This window comes from uncultured Hyphomicrobium sp., from assembly GCF_902826555.1.
GTDB lineage: Bacteria > Pseudomonadota > Alphaproteobacteria > Rhizobiales > Hyphomicrobiaceae > Hyphomicrobium_C.
In genome coordinates, this window is record NZ_CADEFI010000005.1 from 24,757 (window position 1) to 40,506 (window position 15,750).

The 15,750-nt window shown below is 65.5% G+C and carries 13 protein-coding genes; 9 read left to right on the forward strand and 4 right to left on the reverse strand.

The annotated features are described in order from the left end of the window. Positions 1-655 precede the first annotated feature (655 nt). From ggt to ubiE, 3 genes are read left to right on the forward strand one after another with little or no spacing between them, the layout of a single operon-like run. On the forward strand, positions 656-2,476 hold the full coding sequence (ggt, locus tag QZV93_RS04110; protein WP_295556218.1) for a gamma-glutamyltransferase: 1,821 nt from the start codon (positions 656-658) through the stop codon (positions 2,474-2,476). After that, the gene (locus tag QZV93_RS04115) at positions 2,466-3,521 is read left to right on the forward strand and encodes an FAD-dependent oxidoreductase (RefSeq protein WP_363156534.1); all 1,056 of its coding nucleotides are present in this window, start codon (positions 2,466-2,468) and stop codon (positions 3,519-3,521) included. Before ggt ends, QZV93_RS04115 begins: the two co-directional genes overlap by 11 nt. A gap of 10 nt (positions 3,522-3,531) precedes the next feature. Continuing rightward, positions 3,532-4,305, forward strand: a complete 774-nt coding sequence (gene ubiE, locus QZV93_RS04120) for a bifunctional demethylmenaquinone methyltransferase/2-methoxy-6-polyprenyl-1,4-benzoquinol methylase UbiE (RefSeq protein WP_295556219.1) — start codon at positions 3,532-3,534, stop codon at positions 4,303-4,305. 80 nt (positions 4,306-4,385) lie between these two features. Here ubiE and QZV93_RS04125 read toward each other — a convergent pair whose 3' ends face one another. Together QZV93_RS04125 and QZV93_RS04130 are read right to left on the reverse strand one after the other, a co-directional pair. Further along, positions 4,386-5,918, reverse strand: a complete 1,533-nt coding sequence (locus tag QZV93_RS04125) for a hypothetical protein (RefSeq protein ID WP_295556221.1) — start codon at positions 5,916-5,918, stop codon at positions 4,386-4,388. Between the two features lie 169 nt (positions 5,919-6,087). After that, positions 6,088-7,338: an OmpA family protein gene (locus tag QZV93_RS04130; RefSeq protein WP_295556223.1), complete on the reverse strand. Its 1,251-nt coding sequence runs from the start codon at positions 7,336-7,338 to the stop codon at positions 6,088-6,090. A 423-nt stretch (positions 7,339-7,761) separates the two neighbouring features. On the opposite strand from QZV93_RS04130, the gene QZV93_RS04135 reads away from it, so the two are divergent. After that, entirely contained in the window at positions 7,762-8,448 is a 687-nt protein-coding gene (locus QZV93_RS04135) for a response regulator transcription factor (RefSeq protein WP_295556224.1), read from the forward strand. Between the two features lie 27 nt (positions 8,449-8,475). Here the strand turns inward: QZV93_RS04135 and QZV93_RS04140 are convergent, their stop codons facing one another. After that, positions 8,476-9,858, reverse strand: a complete 1,383-nt coding sequence (locus QZV93_RS04140) for a hybrid sensor histidine kinase/response regulator (RefSeq protein ID WP_295556225.1) — start codon at positions 9,856-9,858, stop codon at positions 8,476-8,478. After that, positions 9,855-11,021 carry an FIST N-terminal domain-containing protein gene (locus QZV93_RS04145; protein WP_295556227.1) on the reverse strand — a complete coding sequence of 389 codons (1,167 nt, stop codon included), beginning with the start codon at positions 11,019-11,021 and terminating at the stop codon, positions 9,855-9,857. The genes QZV93_RS04140 and QZV93_RS04145 overlap by 4 nt, the downstream gene beginning before the upstream one ends. Positions 11,022-11,398: 377 nt before the next feature. Here QZV93_RS04145 and QZV93_RS04150 point away from each other — a divergent pair, with 377 nt between their 5' ends. The 5 genes from QZV93_RS04150 to ppk2 all read left to right on the forward strand — a co-directional run. Continuing rightward, positions 11,399-12,928, forward strand: coding sequence for a glycosyltransferase family 39 protein (locus QZV93_RS04150; RefSeq protein WP_295556229.1), 1,530 nt, complete (start codon positions 11,399-11,401; stop codon positions 12,926-12,928). Further along, positions 12,925-13,719 carry a phosphatase PAP2 family protein gene (locus QZV93_RS04155; RefSeq protein ID WP_295556230.1) on the forward strand — a complete coding sequence of 265 codons (795 nt, stop codon included), beginning with the start codon at positions 12,925-12,927 and terminating at the stop codon, positions 13,717-13,719. Before QZV93_RS04150 ends, QZV93_RS04155 begins: the two co-directional genes overlap by 4 nt. Beyond that, positions 13,719-14,510, forward strand: coding sequence for a glycosyltransferase family 2 protein (locus QZV93_RS04160; protein WP_295556231.1), 792 nt, complete (start codon positions 13,719-13,721; stop codon positions 14,508-14,510). The genes QZV93_RS04155 and QZV93_RS04160 overlap by 1 nt, the downstream gene beginning before the upstream one ends. Continuing rightward, positions 14,495-14,836: a lipid-A-disaccharide synthase N-terminal domain-containing protein gene (locus QZV93_RS04165; protein WP_295556232.1), complete on the forward strand. Its 342-nt coding sequence runs from the start codon at positions 14,495-14,497 to the stop codon at positions 14,834-14,836. The genes QZV93_RS04160 and QZV93_RS04165 overlap by 16 nt, the downstream gene beginning before the upstream one ends. A 99-nt stretch (positions 14,837-14,935) precedes the next feature. Continuing rightward, positions 14,936-15,750 (forward strand): polyphosphate kinase 2 (gene ppk2 / locus QZV93_RS04170; protein ID WP_295556233.1); only part of this gene is annotated, 815 nt, incomplete at its 3' end.

Below are 15,750 nucleotides of genomic sequence, written 5' to 3' on the forward strand. Positions count from 1 at the left end.
CTGACGCACCTGTGGCGCGACTTCCGGCTCGACCGATGCACTGCAGCAACGCTTGCCGATTTGTGAGGCGGATCGGAAGTTTGGTAGGCACAGCAACCCACTTACCGGATGATACGGCGCACAAAGTCAGTGAGAACAAAAAAAGAACAAAATCGATCGGCATAACGGTCACCATGAGCACTTCACCGAAGGTTGGCTGCTCAGAAATGTAAGTTGCGTCGTCCACTCGACAAGGAGCTGCGTATCGGCCCTCATCGCGCGGACGCTTGGAAGACGAGTGCGCGTTGCGTTTGTTGCGTCTTTGAGTTGTGCCGACGGCGATCCGGATCCCTCGTCCAAATCCCGGCGGCTTACGTTCCCCCTGCATACTTTTTGTGGCGCCAGCCCGCGTTCAAGTTGCGTCCCCCCTTGGTCTGGTCCCCACGGCCGGAATGGAGCCCCCGCCATTCCGGCCGATTTTTTTTTAGAATCCACCGCCCTCGCTGTTCGCGCGAAAGGTATCAACGATCGCGAGCACGCTACTCCGCGTCAGCGGCACCGGAACATGGAGGTTTTCAATCCCGCGTCCGCCCCTATAGAACGGTGATGACGCGCCGAGGCGCGGCGAGAGGCCCGCCGAATCCGCAGGGTCCGCATCCAGAGGTCCGGAGAGGAAATGTCCGAAATTTGCCTCCACGGACCCATCGAAAGGAAAAGGCGCACGTGCGGCCTGCGACCGGCCGCGGCAGCAGTCGGCGCCGCTCTCCTGCTTGCCATGCTCCCGAACAGGGGGCTCGCCCAGGACGTGAGCCTGCCCCGCGCGCAGCTCGAGCCCGAAGCCGGCGCAGGGCGCACTGAGAAATCTCTGGCCGTAACGAAAAAATATTTGATCTCGACCGCGAACCCCCTGGCCTCCGAAGCGGGCCGCGAGATGCTGCGCGCCGGCGGCTCAGCAACCGATGCCGCCATCGCCGCCCAACTCGTGCTGGGTCTCGTCGAGCCCCAGTCCTCGGGTCTCGGCGGAGGCGCCTTCCTTCTCCATTGGGACGAAGGAAAAAAGGCGCTGTTGGCCTATGACGGCCGCGAGATGGCACCCGCCGCCGCCAAGCCTGACCGTTTCATGGCAGCCGGCAAGCCGATGGACTTCGACCGCGCCGTACATTCGGGCCTGAGCGTCGGAACCCCGGGCCTGCCTCGTCTTCTGGAGCTGGCCCACAAACGCCACGGCAAGCTGCCGTGGGGCAAACTGTTCGAGCCGGCATTGAAGCTGGCCCGCGACGGCTTCGAAATCTCGCAGCGCCTCTATTTCATGCTGCGGTGGTTCGGCCCCGACAGTCTGTCGCCCGCCGCGCATCGCTACTTCTTCGATTCCAACGGCAGCCCGCTCCCGATCGGCCATCGGCTCAAAAACCCTGACTATGCCAGGACGCTGGAAGCGCTCGCCGAGAGAGGCCCCGAGGCCTTCTATTCCGGCCCCATCGCCGACGCCATCGTATCCGCGGTCAGGGAAGCGCCGAATGGCGCCGGCGATCTCACGCTCGAGGATCTTGCCGCCTACAAGGTGGTCGAACGCCCGCCCCTTTGCTTCGAGTACCGCAAGCGCCGCATCTGCGGCATGGGCCCGCCGTCATCCGGCACCGTCGCCGTCGGACAGACGCTTGGAATGATCGAGCGCTTCGACCTCGGCCAGAGCCCGGCTGCCGCCATGAAGATCCCAGCCATGCATCTCGTCGTCGAAGCCGAGCGCTTGGCCTACGCCGACCGCGACCGCTACCTCGCCGACCCGGACTTCGTGCCGGTGCCCGCAGGCCTGCTCGACCCGACCTACATCGCAACTCGCAGCGCCCTGATCGATCCTGCAAAAGCGATGCTGCGCGCCGAGCCCGGTGACCCGCCCGCAGCCGACAAGCGCGCCTTCGGCATCGACGCAACGCGCGAGAACGTCGGCACGAGCCACCTGTCCGTCATCGATGCCGACGGCAATGCCGTGGCTCTGACGACCACCATCGAAGGCCCGTTCGGCTCCGGTCTTTTCGCGGCCGGCTTCCTGCTCAACAACCAGCTCACCGACTTCTCCTTCCGTCCCGAGGATGAAAGCGGCCGTCCGGTTGCCAATCGCGTCGAGAGCGGCAAACGCCCCAGAAGCTCCATGACGCCCACCTTCGTTTTCGATGAAAAAGGCAACCTCTTCGCGGCACTTGGCTCGCCCGGAGGCAGCCGCATCATCCTGTTCGTCGTCAAGACGCTTGTCGGCCTCATCGACTGGCAGCTCGACGCCCAAGCCGCCATCGACCTTCCGAACTTCGGCAGCACCGGCAAGTCTCTGGAGCTGGAGTACGGCTGGTCCACAATCTGGCAGGCCCTTATGCTGAGGAGCTACGGGCATGCGATCACACCTGACCTCATGAACTCCGGCGTGCATGTCGTGTCCCGGCGCAATGGCGTGCTGGAAGGCGGCGCCGACCCGCGGCGGGAAGGAATAGCCCTTGGCGATTGAGCCCACCCGGCGTCGCACGCAGACGCCCCTCGCCATCACCGTCGTCGGCGCCGGCATCCTCGGCCTGTGGCAGGCGCTCACGCTGTCGCGCGCCGGCTACGCCGTGCGCCTCATCGAAAAAAGCGCCACACCCTTCACCGGGAGCGCCAGCCGTTTCGCCGGCGCCATGCTTGCGCCCGGGTGCGAAAGTGAAACCGACCCCGCCATCCGCCACATGGGCGCACGCGGCCTTGCCCTGTGGCGCGCCGTCTACCCGCACCTCATCAACGCTGGCAGCCTTGTTGTCGCCGCCGCGCGCGACTCCGCCGAGGCAACGCGCTTTGCACGCGCCACCGACCCGCCGCAGACGCTGGACGCCCGCGGCATCGCCGCGCTTGAGCCCGATCTCGCCGAACGCTTTCCGCGCGGCTTCTTCTTTCCCGACGAAGCGCACATGGAAACCCCCCACGCGCTTTCCTTCCTGCTCGACGCCGTGCGGCTGGCAGGCGCGACCGTCGAACTTGGGGCCGCCTGGGTGGCGCCCTCCGCCTCCGACATCGTCATCGACTGTCGCGGCATGGCAGCGGCCCACGAGCTGCCGGACCTGCGCGGCGTGCGCGGCGAGCGCCTTGTCGTGAGGACGAACGAGATCCATCTCGCCCGTCCCGTGCGTCTCCTGCATCCGCGCCATCCGCTCTACGTCGTGCCATGGGGAGACGGCCAGTTGCTCGTCGGCGCAACCGTCATCGAGAGCGAAGATACCGGCGCCATCACCGTCCGCTCGGCCCTCGAGCTTCTCGGCACCGCCTTCGCCTTGCATCCGGCGTTCGGCGAGGCCGAGATCATCGACACCGGGGCCGGCGTGCGCCCGGCATTCCCCGACAACATGCCCCGCATCGAGATCCGCGATGGCGGCGCGCGCATTTTCGTCAACGGCGCCCATCGCAACGGCTTCCTGCTGGCGCCCGTTCTCGCAGAGGCCGTGGCAGACCACATCGCTAACCAAACGCTGCACCCGCTCCTTGTCACATCGGAGCGGTTGGCGCACGACGGTCATTCCGTCTAAGGTCACCCCCATGTCGAACGAACCCAACGACCCCGGCTCCACAACCAGCTTCGGCTTCCGCCAGGTCGCCGAAGGCGAGCGCCAAGGCCTCGTCAACGCGGTGTTCTCCTCCGTCGCGTCGCGCTACGACCTCATGAACGACCTCATGTCGGGCGGACTGCACCGTCTTTGGAAGGCCGAGTTCGTCGCCATGATCGGTGCGCCGCGCGGCGACACCCCGTTCCGCCTGCTCGACGTCGCCGGCGGCACCGGCGACGTGGCGATCCGCTACGCAAGAGCATCGGGGCCCAACGCCACCGCCGTGCTCGCCGACATCAGCCCCGAGATGCTGGAGGAAGGCCGCACCAAGGTAGCCGCCGAAGGGCTGGCGGCACGCATCACCCTGACCCAGGGCAACGCCGAGGCCCTGCCGTTCCCCGACCGCGCGTTTGATGCCTACACGATCGCCTTCGGCATCCGCAACGTGACCCACATCGACGCCGCGCTGAAAGAAGCCCACCGCGTGCTCAAGATCGGCGGCCGCTTCCTGTGCCTCGAGTTCTCCGAATGTCAGGTGCCGCTGCTCGACCGCCTGTACGATTTCCATTCCTTCGAGGTGATCCCGCGCCTCGGGCAGATCGCGGCTGGATCCGCCGAGCCCTACCGCTACCTCGTCGAGAGCATCCGCCGCTTCCCGAAGCAGGAGGCGTTCGCCAGCATGATCCGCGAAGCGGGCTTCGAGCGCGTCTCCGTGCGCAACCTCACGGGCGGCATCGCCGCCATTCATTCCGGCTGGAAGCTCTAGATCATGATCGTTTCATGCCCTATCAGCCTGAAGCGTGAATCATCGGTCTCATCAAAGACCCAATGTGGCTCGGCTCTTCTTCACGCTTCTCCGCGGTCGACGCGGCGTGAGAACTCAGTCTGGCCACCGGACGCGAGAATGCGCGCCTGCTCGATCCAGTTCTCGCGCTCGATGCGACCCTTGAAATCGAGAATCTGGCTCATGCGGTCGATGTCGCCGCGCGTCCAGTTGGCGACCTGCTCGTAAGCGGTGATGCCGAGCGAGTTGAGCTTCTTCTCGATGAGAACGCCGATGCCGCGAATGCGCTTGAGATCGTCGATAGGCCCGGCAGAAATGCCGCCGAAACCATCGCCGCGTAACGCTTCCGACTTGACCGAGCGAAGCCCCGAGTAGCTCTCGACGCGCGGTGCACTAACGACGACTGGAGCCACTTGAGCCCCGGCCGGCGGTGCGGGCGTCTCGCTGATGACCTCGGGCTCCGGCGCTGGAGGCGCACGGCCGGTGAGAAACAGCGCCTGCTCCACCCAACTCTCGTGCGCAATCCGGCCAGGCGAGCCGATCAACCCCTCGAAACGGGTCACATCCGCCGCGCTCCACGACGCGATCTGATCCAGCTGCGAAATGCCGTTGGCCCGCAGGACGGCTTCGGACTGCGGATCGACGCCAATGATGCGATGTAGCCGGTCGCCATCGACCGGCACGGGTCCGGCAACCACGGTCGCGGACTTGAGAGCGACGGCGGGAGAGCCGCCGGCCGCCAGAATGCCGGCCTGCTCGACCCAGTTCTCGCGCTCGACGCGCCCCTGGAAGCCCAGCGTCTGGTTCACGGCCCGCACGTCGTCCGGCGTCCACTCCGCGATCTGTGAGAAGCGATGCACGCCGTAGCGGACAAGCCGCTCCTTGAGATCGGTGTCGATGCCGCGAATGCGGGTGAGGTCGTCCACTGCGTCCCCGAAACCTCGCTCGAGCGGCGAAACTTCGGCCGGCGTGCCGAAACGTGACGGTCCGTCGTCGTCTGCTGGTCCCGGCGCCGGAGCGCGGGCCTCGGCAGCTTTTTGAGCGGCAGCCGCATCAGCCTCCGCCTTGAGCTTGGCCGCGGTGGCCATCGCGGCCGCAGCGACCGCAATCTGGGTATAGCTCTCCCCGTCGCCCGCCGGAGCGGGCGCTGGACGCACAACCGGCGCGGGCTCCACGGACTTCGGCTGCGGAGCGGGCGCCGGTGCCGGTGGCAACACCACGCGCTGCGGCGGCGCGGGCGACGGCGAAGGCGCCGCTTGTGGAGCAGACTGCGGAGCTGGACGCGTGACGGGCTGCGGCGCCGGAGCAGAAACCGGCTTCGGCTGCACTTCGATCACCGGCTGGCCTGCGAGCACGGGAGGCACACCCGGATCCTGGCCGCCGGAAAGCGCGCGGCCAAAGCGGTCTGTTTCCGCAGCCACGACCACCGCCGGCGGCGCCGCCACGGCCACCCCTGTGAGGGCTGTCTCCGCTGCTTCGCTGACGGCGTCATCGCGCGAGGCGGTGAAGCCGCGCCGGATCAGACAGGCGAGCGACGCGCCGAGCAGGAACGCTCCGAGCATCAGCAAGAAAGTCTGCACGAGCAAAATCGTCATACGCCCCTACTCCCTGTTCAAAGACTGATCGGCCCCTTCCCGGCTCAGTCTTCGACTCGTCCGCAACTGATCCACCCGACGACGAGACCCAGAGCGAACGCCACCGCCAGATACCAGAACAGTTTCACGACCAGGTAATCCATCTCGCGTCCCCCAGTGCCCCATCCGCCTAATTCGTAAATACCTTGAACTCGATGCGCCGGTTACGCGCCATTCCCTCGCGGGTGTCGTTCGGCGCAACCGGCCGGCTCGCACCGTACCCCACCGACGACAGCCGGTCTTTGTCGACGCCCGCAAGGCCAAGACTGTTGACCACCGCGCGCGCGCGCCGCTCCGACAGGTTCTGATTGCGCTCATCGGTGCCCTCGGCATCCGTGTGCCCTTCCACCTCGACGCGTGAACCCGGACACGTCTTGATGATCTCCGCCAGCCTGGCGATCGTCAGCGAGCTCTTGGGATCGATGTCCGCACTGGCGCGGTTGAACAGGATCACACCTTCCGAGGCAGCGGCCGCGAGGCGCTTCTCGCACGCGGCGGTCGCGGCCGTGGTCTTGCGCTTCGCCGCTTGCTCCTCGGCAGCCTTCCGCGCCTGAGCCTCGGCATCGGCCTTGGCTTCGGCCGCCATGTCTGCTTCCTGCTTCGCCTTCTGGGCCGCGGCCGCCTCGGCATCTTCCTTCGCGCGCTGAGACGCCTCGGCCTCCTCCTTGGCCCTCAGAGCCGCGGCGGCCTCGGAATCCTCTTTGGCCTTCTGCGCCGCGAGTCCCTCGGCTTCTTTCGCCTTCAGCGCCGCATCCGCTTCGGCCTCCTGCTTGGCCTTGAGCTCGGCCGCCTCGGCTTCCGCCTTGCGCGCTGCCTCGGCCTCATCCTTGGCACGTTGTGCAGCCGCGGCGGCGGCTGCGTCAGCTTCGTCCTTGGCCTTCTGCGCGGCCGCTGCCGCTACCGCGTCGGCTTCAGCTTTGGCCTTGGCGGCCAGCGCGGCTTCCGCGTCCTGTTTCGCCTTGAGAGCCGCGGCCTCTTCTTCGGCCTTGCGTGCTGCGGCGGCGGCAGCCGCCTCGGCCGCCTTCTTCTCCGCGGCTCGGGCGGCCTTCTCCTCGTCCGTCAATTGCGGGCCGATGCCCGCGGGGGCCGCCGCCGCACCGGCGAGATCCGTCTTGAGCTGAACCGTGCGGATGCCCCACACGCCGCGCACGATATCGAGCGCCGCCTTGGGCTCGCCATCCTTCTTGGCGCGGCCGGTGATCACGGCATCGCGGCCCGTCAGTGTCACCTTAGCCCACGGCTGTCCGCCCTTGAGCAGGGCTTCGGTCGCGCGTACGGCCAGATCCGCTTCCACGTGGGGGCGTTCCTTGTAGTAGGTCCCCCAACTCAGCATCGCGATCGGAATGAGACCCCAAAGCCACCGCGAAGGATTACACCTCATCCCGCCCTTAACTCCCCAATACGCGCCGCCGCACGCTTAAACCGGCGAAACGCAGTCCGCCATCGCTGGCCCGGCCCCCCGACCAGCCCTGGCGCGCCGCACTATAGACAAGCCTTCCTGTGTTTCCAAGTTGCAGCAAACCCGGAGCCTGGACCACTAAACCGCTCAAACTGCGAAGCCCTCTAACATGAGGTGCACTGCGAAAAATTAAGCCTGACGGTGGTCCCACGGCGCTATCCGCCACCGCCGCGGCATACGGTAAACGGGTGCATCCGGCGCGCAGACTTTTCCCTTGCCAACCCCGGCGCCCCGGTCTCAACTGACCGCATCGAGATGCCAGAATGGATTCTCGGACTTGAACAATCCAAGAAACGACCGCACCGCGTCAGGGAGCGCCGGGCAGCACGAGTTGGGACACCCGGAATGACGGTCAGGTTCTTGATCGTCGACGATCATCCCCTCTTTCGCGAGGCTCTTCAGCTCGCCATTGAATCGGCCTACCCGGAAGCCGAGATCGTCGAAGCTTCGTCCATCGCCGCTGCCCAGGAGGCGCTGGCGAGCGAGCAGCCGTTCGATCTCTTGCTTCTCGACCTCACGATGCCGGGCACACGGGGGTTCGACGGGCTGATCGAGCTGCGCGCAGGCCGCCCCAAGCAGCCGATCCTGGTCGTTTCCGCCCACGAGGATCCGCGCATCGTTCATGAGGCCATGACCTGCGGCGCCGCGGGCTACATCTCGAAGTCCGTGAAAAAACGCGATCTCGCCGAAGCGATCCAGGACGTGATGGCCGGACTCGTGGTGCTACCGAAGGGCTATTCCCCTCCGCTGGCCGATGGCGGCCCCTCGCGCGAGACGGACCTCGCCGCCCGTGTCGCCTCCCTGACCCGCCAGCAACTTCGCGTCCTCCAGATGGTCCGCCAGGGCATGCTGAACAAGCAGATCGCCCATGAGCTCGGAGTCGGCGAAACAACCATCAAGGCGCACGTGTCCGAGATCATGCGCAAGCTCAACGTCGTCTCGCGCACCCAGGCCGTGATCGAGGTAGCGCGGCTCGACTTCGATGCCGTGCTCGCCAACGCCGCCGCCAAGGAAGCCGGCAAAGGCTCCTGACCTGCGTCGGCTCAACCCGCGATCGCCTCAACCGATGAGATGCGTGACGAGCGCGCGCAGCTCCGCCGGCTTCACAGGCTTGCGCAAAAGCTCGCAACCGGCCGCGGCAACAGCTTCGGACGCCTCGCGCGACTGGTCGGCAGTGATGACGATGGCCTGGATCTGCGTATCCTTGGCATCCCTCAGCGTTGCCACCGCCGTAAGCCCGGAATCTCCGCCGTCGAGATGGTAATCGGCCAGAATGATATCTGGACGATACTCGGGCTCCAGCGCCAGCACGGCCTCGACGTCGGCCAGTCCCGAGAAGATCCGTGCCTCGCACCCCCACCGCTCGAGCAGCGCCCGCATGGCATCGCGCACCACGCTGTCGTTGTCGATGACCACGATCTTCATGCCTTCGAGGCCGTAGGCACGCGCGGCGGCATACTTGCTGTTGCCCGCCGTCTTCCGAAACGCAATGGCGACGTCCACGACCGGCACATAGACCGAGAACCGCGTACCGCGCCCGGTCTCCGAGCAAAGCTCGATCCTGTGCCCGAGCGCTTCGCTCATGCGCGCGATGATGGCAAGTCCGACGCCGAACCCGCGCGCATGCGACTTGAGGCCGGCCGCGCCGCGATGGAACTCCTCGAAGATCTTCGTCTGCTCGGACGGCGCGATTCCCGGGCCCGTATCCCACACGTCGATCCTGAGCTGCGATCCCCGCTTGCGGGCAGCGAGTAGCACCCGCCCGCGCTCGGTGTACTGCACCGCGTTGGCCAGCAGGTTCTGCAGAATACGACGCAACATCAAGGGATCGGAGGTCACCAGGACGTCGCGCGCGCGCATGGAGAGCGCGAGCCCCTTGTTGCGCGCGATAGGCTCGATGTCGACCAGCACCGAACGGAACAGGTCCAGGAGCTCGACGGACTGGAACGACGGCCTCAGCGCACCCGACTCGAGCTTCGAGATGTCGAGAATGGTGCGCAAAAGTTCCTCGATGGTCGACAACGCGTGATCCACCTGCCCGATCAGCCGCCGGTGCTGCTGGTCCTCGCGCATCTCGCCGAGCGCCGAAAGCGAAAGCCGCGCCGCATGCAACGGCTGCAGGAGATCGTGGCTTACGGCCGTGAAGAAGCCAGTCTTGAAACGGTTGGCACGCTCCGCGCCGTCGCGCGCGCTCGTCAGCTGCTCGTTGGTGCGCTCGAGGCGGTTGAGCGCCGCCTTGAGTTCCTCCGTGCGCGCGCGCACCTGCGTCTCGAGACCGATCGCGGTTTGAAACATGGAATAAGCGTTGGCCTGATAGTCCATGCTGCGTTCGACGCGTTGCATCAGCGCCGCGTTGATTTTGGCAAGCTTCTCGTTACGCCGCTCGAGCTCCTCGAGCGCATCGTGATGCGAGAGATAAGCTGGGCGCGAGCCGTTGGTCATCCCGACCCCCGCCGCGCCCCGAACGCCACTCCCGTCAACGTTTGGTTGAGGTGCATCGAATTGAGCTGCTCGCCATAGGTATGAAAACCGACCACGCCGTACGTGCGATAAAGGTCTTCCATCTGGCGGCGGATTTGCCGGTTCTCCGCATCGAGCCGCCGCAGGACGCAGTCGAAACCCAGCACGATGTCGATACCGCCGAGCGCCCGGTCCAGATCCTCGAGCGCACGCTCCGTCGAGCTTAGCATATCCTTGGGCCGCGCCACCGTGAACACGAGCCCTTCGTCGATAGCACAGAAGAAGGAGAGGCTGCCGTCGGCATTCATATTGCGGATCGAGCGTGGATAGTAATCGCCGCCCACTTTGACCACGAGCGGATAGGACGCAAAGCTGAAAGGTCCGAGCTCGTCGGGCAGGAGGCCGATCGCCGCCGCATATTCCCGCGCCGCAGGCTCGGCGTTGAGCTCCTGCACGGTGCGGCCCTCGGTATCCGCCGCCGTGACCACGAGCTTGATCTGCGTAGGCTCGAAGTTCGAGGTCTGAAAGATGCGGAACGGGTAATCGCTCTCGATCATCATCAGAATGGCGCTTCGCGTCAGCACGCGTCCCTGGTGAATGAGAGACGTCTGCCGGAACGCAAGCCCATCACCCGCCGATCCTCCGATGAGTTGCATGCCGCCGAAGGCCCAATGAACGGCCGCGACCAGGGTCTCCTCGGCGTTGGAAAGACCGTCGACAAGCATCACTCCGAACACCCGTTCGGCAAGCTGGTCGCAATGTTGCAGACCCATGCGGGCCTTGAGGTCACGCACGATTTCGCCGGCCCGCTCGACGCCGAACGCCGTCACGTCCTCGATGACACCCGTATGAATGCGAAAGCCTGCCCGCGGAAAGGCGATCAGCAGCACGCCGCTTTCCATGATGCCGCTGGGTCCGATCCCGCCCGAGGTCGAGCATCCGTTGATTTCCACGCCCTCGAAAGCGTTGGACAACTCCACGGCGAGCTGCGCCGCGTCGTAGTCGACCGAAAAAAACGCCACGATCTGCTGGAAGTCGCCCACCAAGGCGGCCTTCAGTTTCGCAACGGCATCCTTGATGTCCGGAGCCCGCGTGCTCGCAACTCCGATCCCGCACGAGCTTGCGGAGGCAACTGCGCGCCCCACGCTATCCTCCCTGACGCCGACCTTACGTGTCCATGACAAAACCCGGACACACGGCAGCAATTGTTGTCGAACCGTTATTCGACGAAGCTGCCATAGCTTCGGCAAGCCAGCAATTGGTGATGTGGTAAATGGGGATGGCTGCAGACCGCATCAAGCCGGAAACCGCTCGCGCTCGAGCCTGATCCAATCGACGATCGCTTCCAACCCCAGCCCCCCCCACGAACGACCGCCGCCCGGGCGTGGCACGAGCGCCTCATCTGTCGCGCTGTCATCTCCATGTCGCCGATCGGTTGCTTCGCCGTCGCACGCGGCTGCTAGCCACGACAGATGCGCGCCACCTTGCGGCCGCTGTCGGCCTCATGCGTCGGGGGACGCAGATGGATATGCAGACGAAGTACGCCAGCGCACCAGCCCGCGCGCCTCGTAGCGACGCGCCGGAGCGAATCGCGACGGGGCGCTTCTCGATTTTCTTGAGTCTGCTTCTGCTGATCGCCGCGCTTCGGCTCGTCGCACTCGCCGCAAACGGCACTGACCTCTACATGGACGAAGCCCAATACTGGGCCTGGTCGCGCGAGCTGGCGCTCGGCTACTTCTCGAAGCCGCCGCTGATCGCCTGGATCATTCACGGCACAACGGCAGTCTGCGGCGATGGCGAGGCCTGCATCCGCTTGCCATCGGTCATTCTCCACAGCATGACGGCGGCGCTGATCTACGGTATCGCAGCCCGCCTTTACTCCGGCAAGGTCGCGTTCTGGTCGGGCCTCGGCTACGCACTCCTCCCGGCCGTATCGCTATCGAGCGGCATCATCTCCACCGATGTGCCGCTGCTCGCGGCCTGGGCGCTGGCGTTGCTCGCATTCGCCGGCCTCATGCAGAAACCGACGATGCGCGACACGGCCCTCCTCGCCCTCGCGCTCGGCCTTGGCCTCAACGCGAAGTATGCGATGGCCTACTTCGTGCTGTGCGCGGCGATCTATTTCGCGCTCGCGCCCGAGCACCGCGTGCGCCTCAAGGGATCGCATCTGTGGCTCGCGCTTGCGGGCGGGATGGCGCTCATCGCGCCAAACATTCTCTGGAACGCCGCAAATGGCTTCGTCACTTTCGCCCACACGGCCGAGAACGCGAATTGGCGCGGCGTACCCTTCCACCCGGAGAAGGCCGCCGAGTTCCTGCTCGCACAGTTTGGCGTCTTCGGCCCGATCCTGTTCGGCACCCTACTCGTTGTCGTGTGGCGCGCCGCAAGGCATCCGGCAGATCTGTCATCCTCGGACAAGCTGCTTCTCGCGTTCTCGATCCCGGTTCTTGTCGCCGTAACCGCTCAAGGGCTGATCTCGCGCGCTCACGCCAATTGGGCGGCACCGGCCTACGTGGCGGCGATCGTCCTTGTCACGGCCGCGATGATCCGCAATCGCGACTGGGCTTGGATGCGCACCTCGCTCGCGTTGCACGTCGCGCTTGCTCTTGGCATCGGGCTCGCCACATGGCAGGCAGGCCGTTTCGCCCTCCCCGGCGTGGGCGACCCCTTCGCCCGCACCCTCGGCAATCGCGCGCTGGCGGAAGAACTGCGCCGCGAGCTCACCACGGCCGCACAAAGAGGAATGCCCATCGGCTCCGTCCTCACCGAGGATCGCGAGCTGGCGGCCGCTCTCGCCTACTACGCGCGCGATGTCGCCGTGCCCAGTCTTTCGTGGCGCGGAGCCGCCGCGCCGCGCAGCTACTTCGAGATGACGCGCCCGTATACGCCGTCGGCGCCGACTCCGGTTCTTCTGGTGAGCGCGAACCGGAATTCGCCCGTCACCAAAAGCTTCTCCCGCATCTCGGCGGAAAACTCCTGGTTGATCCCGGCCGGAGAGCACGCGACGCGCACCGTCTTCTTCTCCCTTCTCGAGCGCAAAGGTGAGCCATGAGCGGCATCGACCCCTATGCACCGCATGAGATCAAGTTCCGGCGCGAGTTCCTGGTTGGCGCGGCTCTGCTTTCAGTCCCGCTCGCAGTGCTCATGGTCTCGAACCCGGGCATCGACCTCGCCATTTCGAACGCCTTCCAGCAGGCTTGCGCCATTCCGCCGATCGCCAAAGGAGCACCGTGGTGCCCCACCGACGCAGTCGCGATGACGCGCAAGATCTTCATGGGTGTTTTCCTGCTCGTCGTCTTCGCGACCCTCATCGTAAGCATCAGAACCTTCCTCGCCGGGCGCAAGCTCTTCGGCGCCGAGCAGGCCCGCTGCCTGTTCATGATAGCCGTCCTCGTCGTTGGACCGGGCGTGGTTGCCAATCTCGTCTTGAAGGAAAACTCGGGCCGCGCACGCCCGCGCGACGTCATTGAGTTCGGCGGCACGAAGGCCTTCACCCCGCCGCTCGTTCCTTCCGGAGAGTGCCAGCGCAATTGCTCGTTCGTCAGTGGCGAGGCCTCCTCGATGTTCGCCGCATTTTTCGCCCTCGCGTTGCTGTTGCCTCGGTATCGCATCGGCATGTTGGCCACGGCCATAGCCATGGGTACGCTGGCGGGACTCGTCCGCATCCTGCAAGGCGCACACTTCCTGAGCGACGTCGTCTTCGCCGGCATCTTCATGGCGTTGACCGTAAGCCTGTTGCACATCGCGATCATCGGCCTGTGGCGCGATCCGCGGCGCACGCTGAATGCCGTAACGGCCCCACTGATGCCGTTGATGCGCGTCGCAGCCGCGAGGATACGCTGATGGATCGCCGCACCACCAGCGCCCCGCTCGCCGTTGTGATCCCGGCCTTCAACGAGGCCGGAAACATCGGCAATCTTATCCGCGAGACGGCCCAGTGCGTCCCGGATGGCACCTTGCGCGAGATTGTCGTCGTGGACGACGCAAGCTCCGACGCCACGCCCTCGGAGATCCAGGCCTTGCTCGGCACGATCCCGCAGCTTCGCTACATCCGCCACGCGCGGCGCGCCGGCCAGAGCGCCGCCGTCCGTTCGGGCGTACGCGCGGCAACCGCACCCCTGATCGCCACCATGGACGGCGACGGGCAGAACGACCCGCGCGACATCGCCAAGCTGTCGGCACTCATCGAGGCATCCTCCAATCCCGACGTTGTGCTCGCCGGCGGTATCCGCGTCACGCGCCGCGCCGAATCCTCGAAGCGCCTGGCGTCCAAATTCGCCAATTGGCTGCGCATGCGCATTCTCGACGACCGCTGCCCGGACACGGGCTGTGGCATCAAAGTTTTCCGGCGCGATATCTTTCTCGATCTCCCCTACTTTTCCGGCATGCACCGCTATCTGCCGGCTCTCGTGCAGGCCTACGGCCACGAAGCCGTCTACGCACCCGTCAACGACCGCCCCCGCCGTGCCGGCGTCTCGAAGTACACCAACCTCGGCCGTGGCCTGATCGGCATCCACGACCTCATCGGCGTCCGCTGGCTGATCAAGCGAACAACCCTCCCCCACGCTCAACGCGCAGCGTCCGAAATCAAAAACCCTTCATCGAGCGAGGAACACCCGTGCTTGCAAAGCTGACCGCATGGTGGGCCGCCCTCTCGCCCGCCGAGGTGATGTGGCTGCTCATTGGCCTGACGGGTCAGGCCATGTTCTCGGCCCGTTGGCTCATCCAATGGGTCATGACCGAGAAATCGCGCCGCTCCACGATGCCGGACACGTTCTGGTATTTGAGCCTTCTCGGCGGCCTACTCGTCTTCGCCTATGGCTTGCATCGCTTGGATCCGGTGATCCTGCTCGGCCAGTTCGGCATCATCATCTACGCCCGCAACTTGTTCTTCATCCGCCAGGAGAAGCAAACGGCAGTCCCTCCGGGAGCGTCCGCAACGGCTCCCGCTGGAAGCTAGAACCAAATCACGCCGCCTGTCATTAACCCGTCATGGAGCTCGCCGAAACAAGCGGGGCGAACATCAATTTGCGGCTCACATCATGCTCGAGGCGTGTCCATGACCCAACGCGATCCGATCTCCGCGAAAATCAAGGCCGAGATGCTCGACAGCTTCGACGAGGAGCTCGAGCTGGAGCTCGAGGACGAGCGCCCGGAAGGCGCCGAAGGGAGCACGGAGCTCTCGGGCCTCGACCGCAAGGTCTACTTCAAGGAGCTGTTTCGCCTCCAGCGCGAGCTGGTCAAGCTGCAGGACTGGGTCGTGCAGGAGAAGCTCAAGGTCGTCGTCATTTTCGAAGGCCGTGACGCGGCCGGCAAGGGCGGCGTCATCAAGCGCATCACGCAGCGGCTGAACCCGCGCGTCTGCCGCGTTGCCGCGCTTCCCGCACCGAACGAGCGCGAGCGCACACAATGGTACTTCCAGCGTTACGCCTCTCACCTCCCGGCCGCCGGCGAGATCGTGCTCTTCGATCGCAGTTGGTACAATCGCGCCGGCGTCGAGCGTGTCATGGGTTTCTGCTCGGAAGCCGATGTCGAGGAGTTCTTCCGCTCTTGCCCTGAGTTCGAGCGCATGCTGGTCCGCTCCGGCATCAAGCTCGTCAAATACTGGTTCTCGATCACCGACGAGGAGCAGAACTTCCGCTTTTCGATGCGCATCCGCGATCCGCTCAAGCAGTGGAAGCTCTCGCCGATGGACCTCGAGTCGCGCCGCCGCTGGGAAGCCTACACCAAGGCCAAGGAGGCGATGCTCGAGCGTACGCACATTCCCGAAGCGCCCTGGTGGGTGGTCGAAGCCGATGACAAGAAGCGCGCACGCTTGAACTGCATCAGCCACTTCCTGAACCAGATCCCATACGGCGAGGTCGACCGCACGGA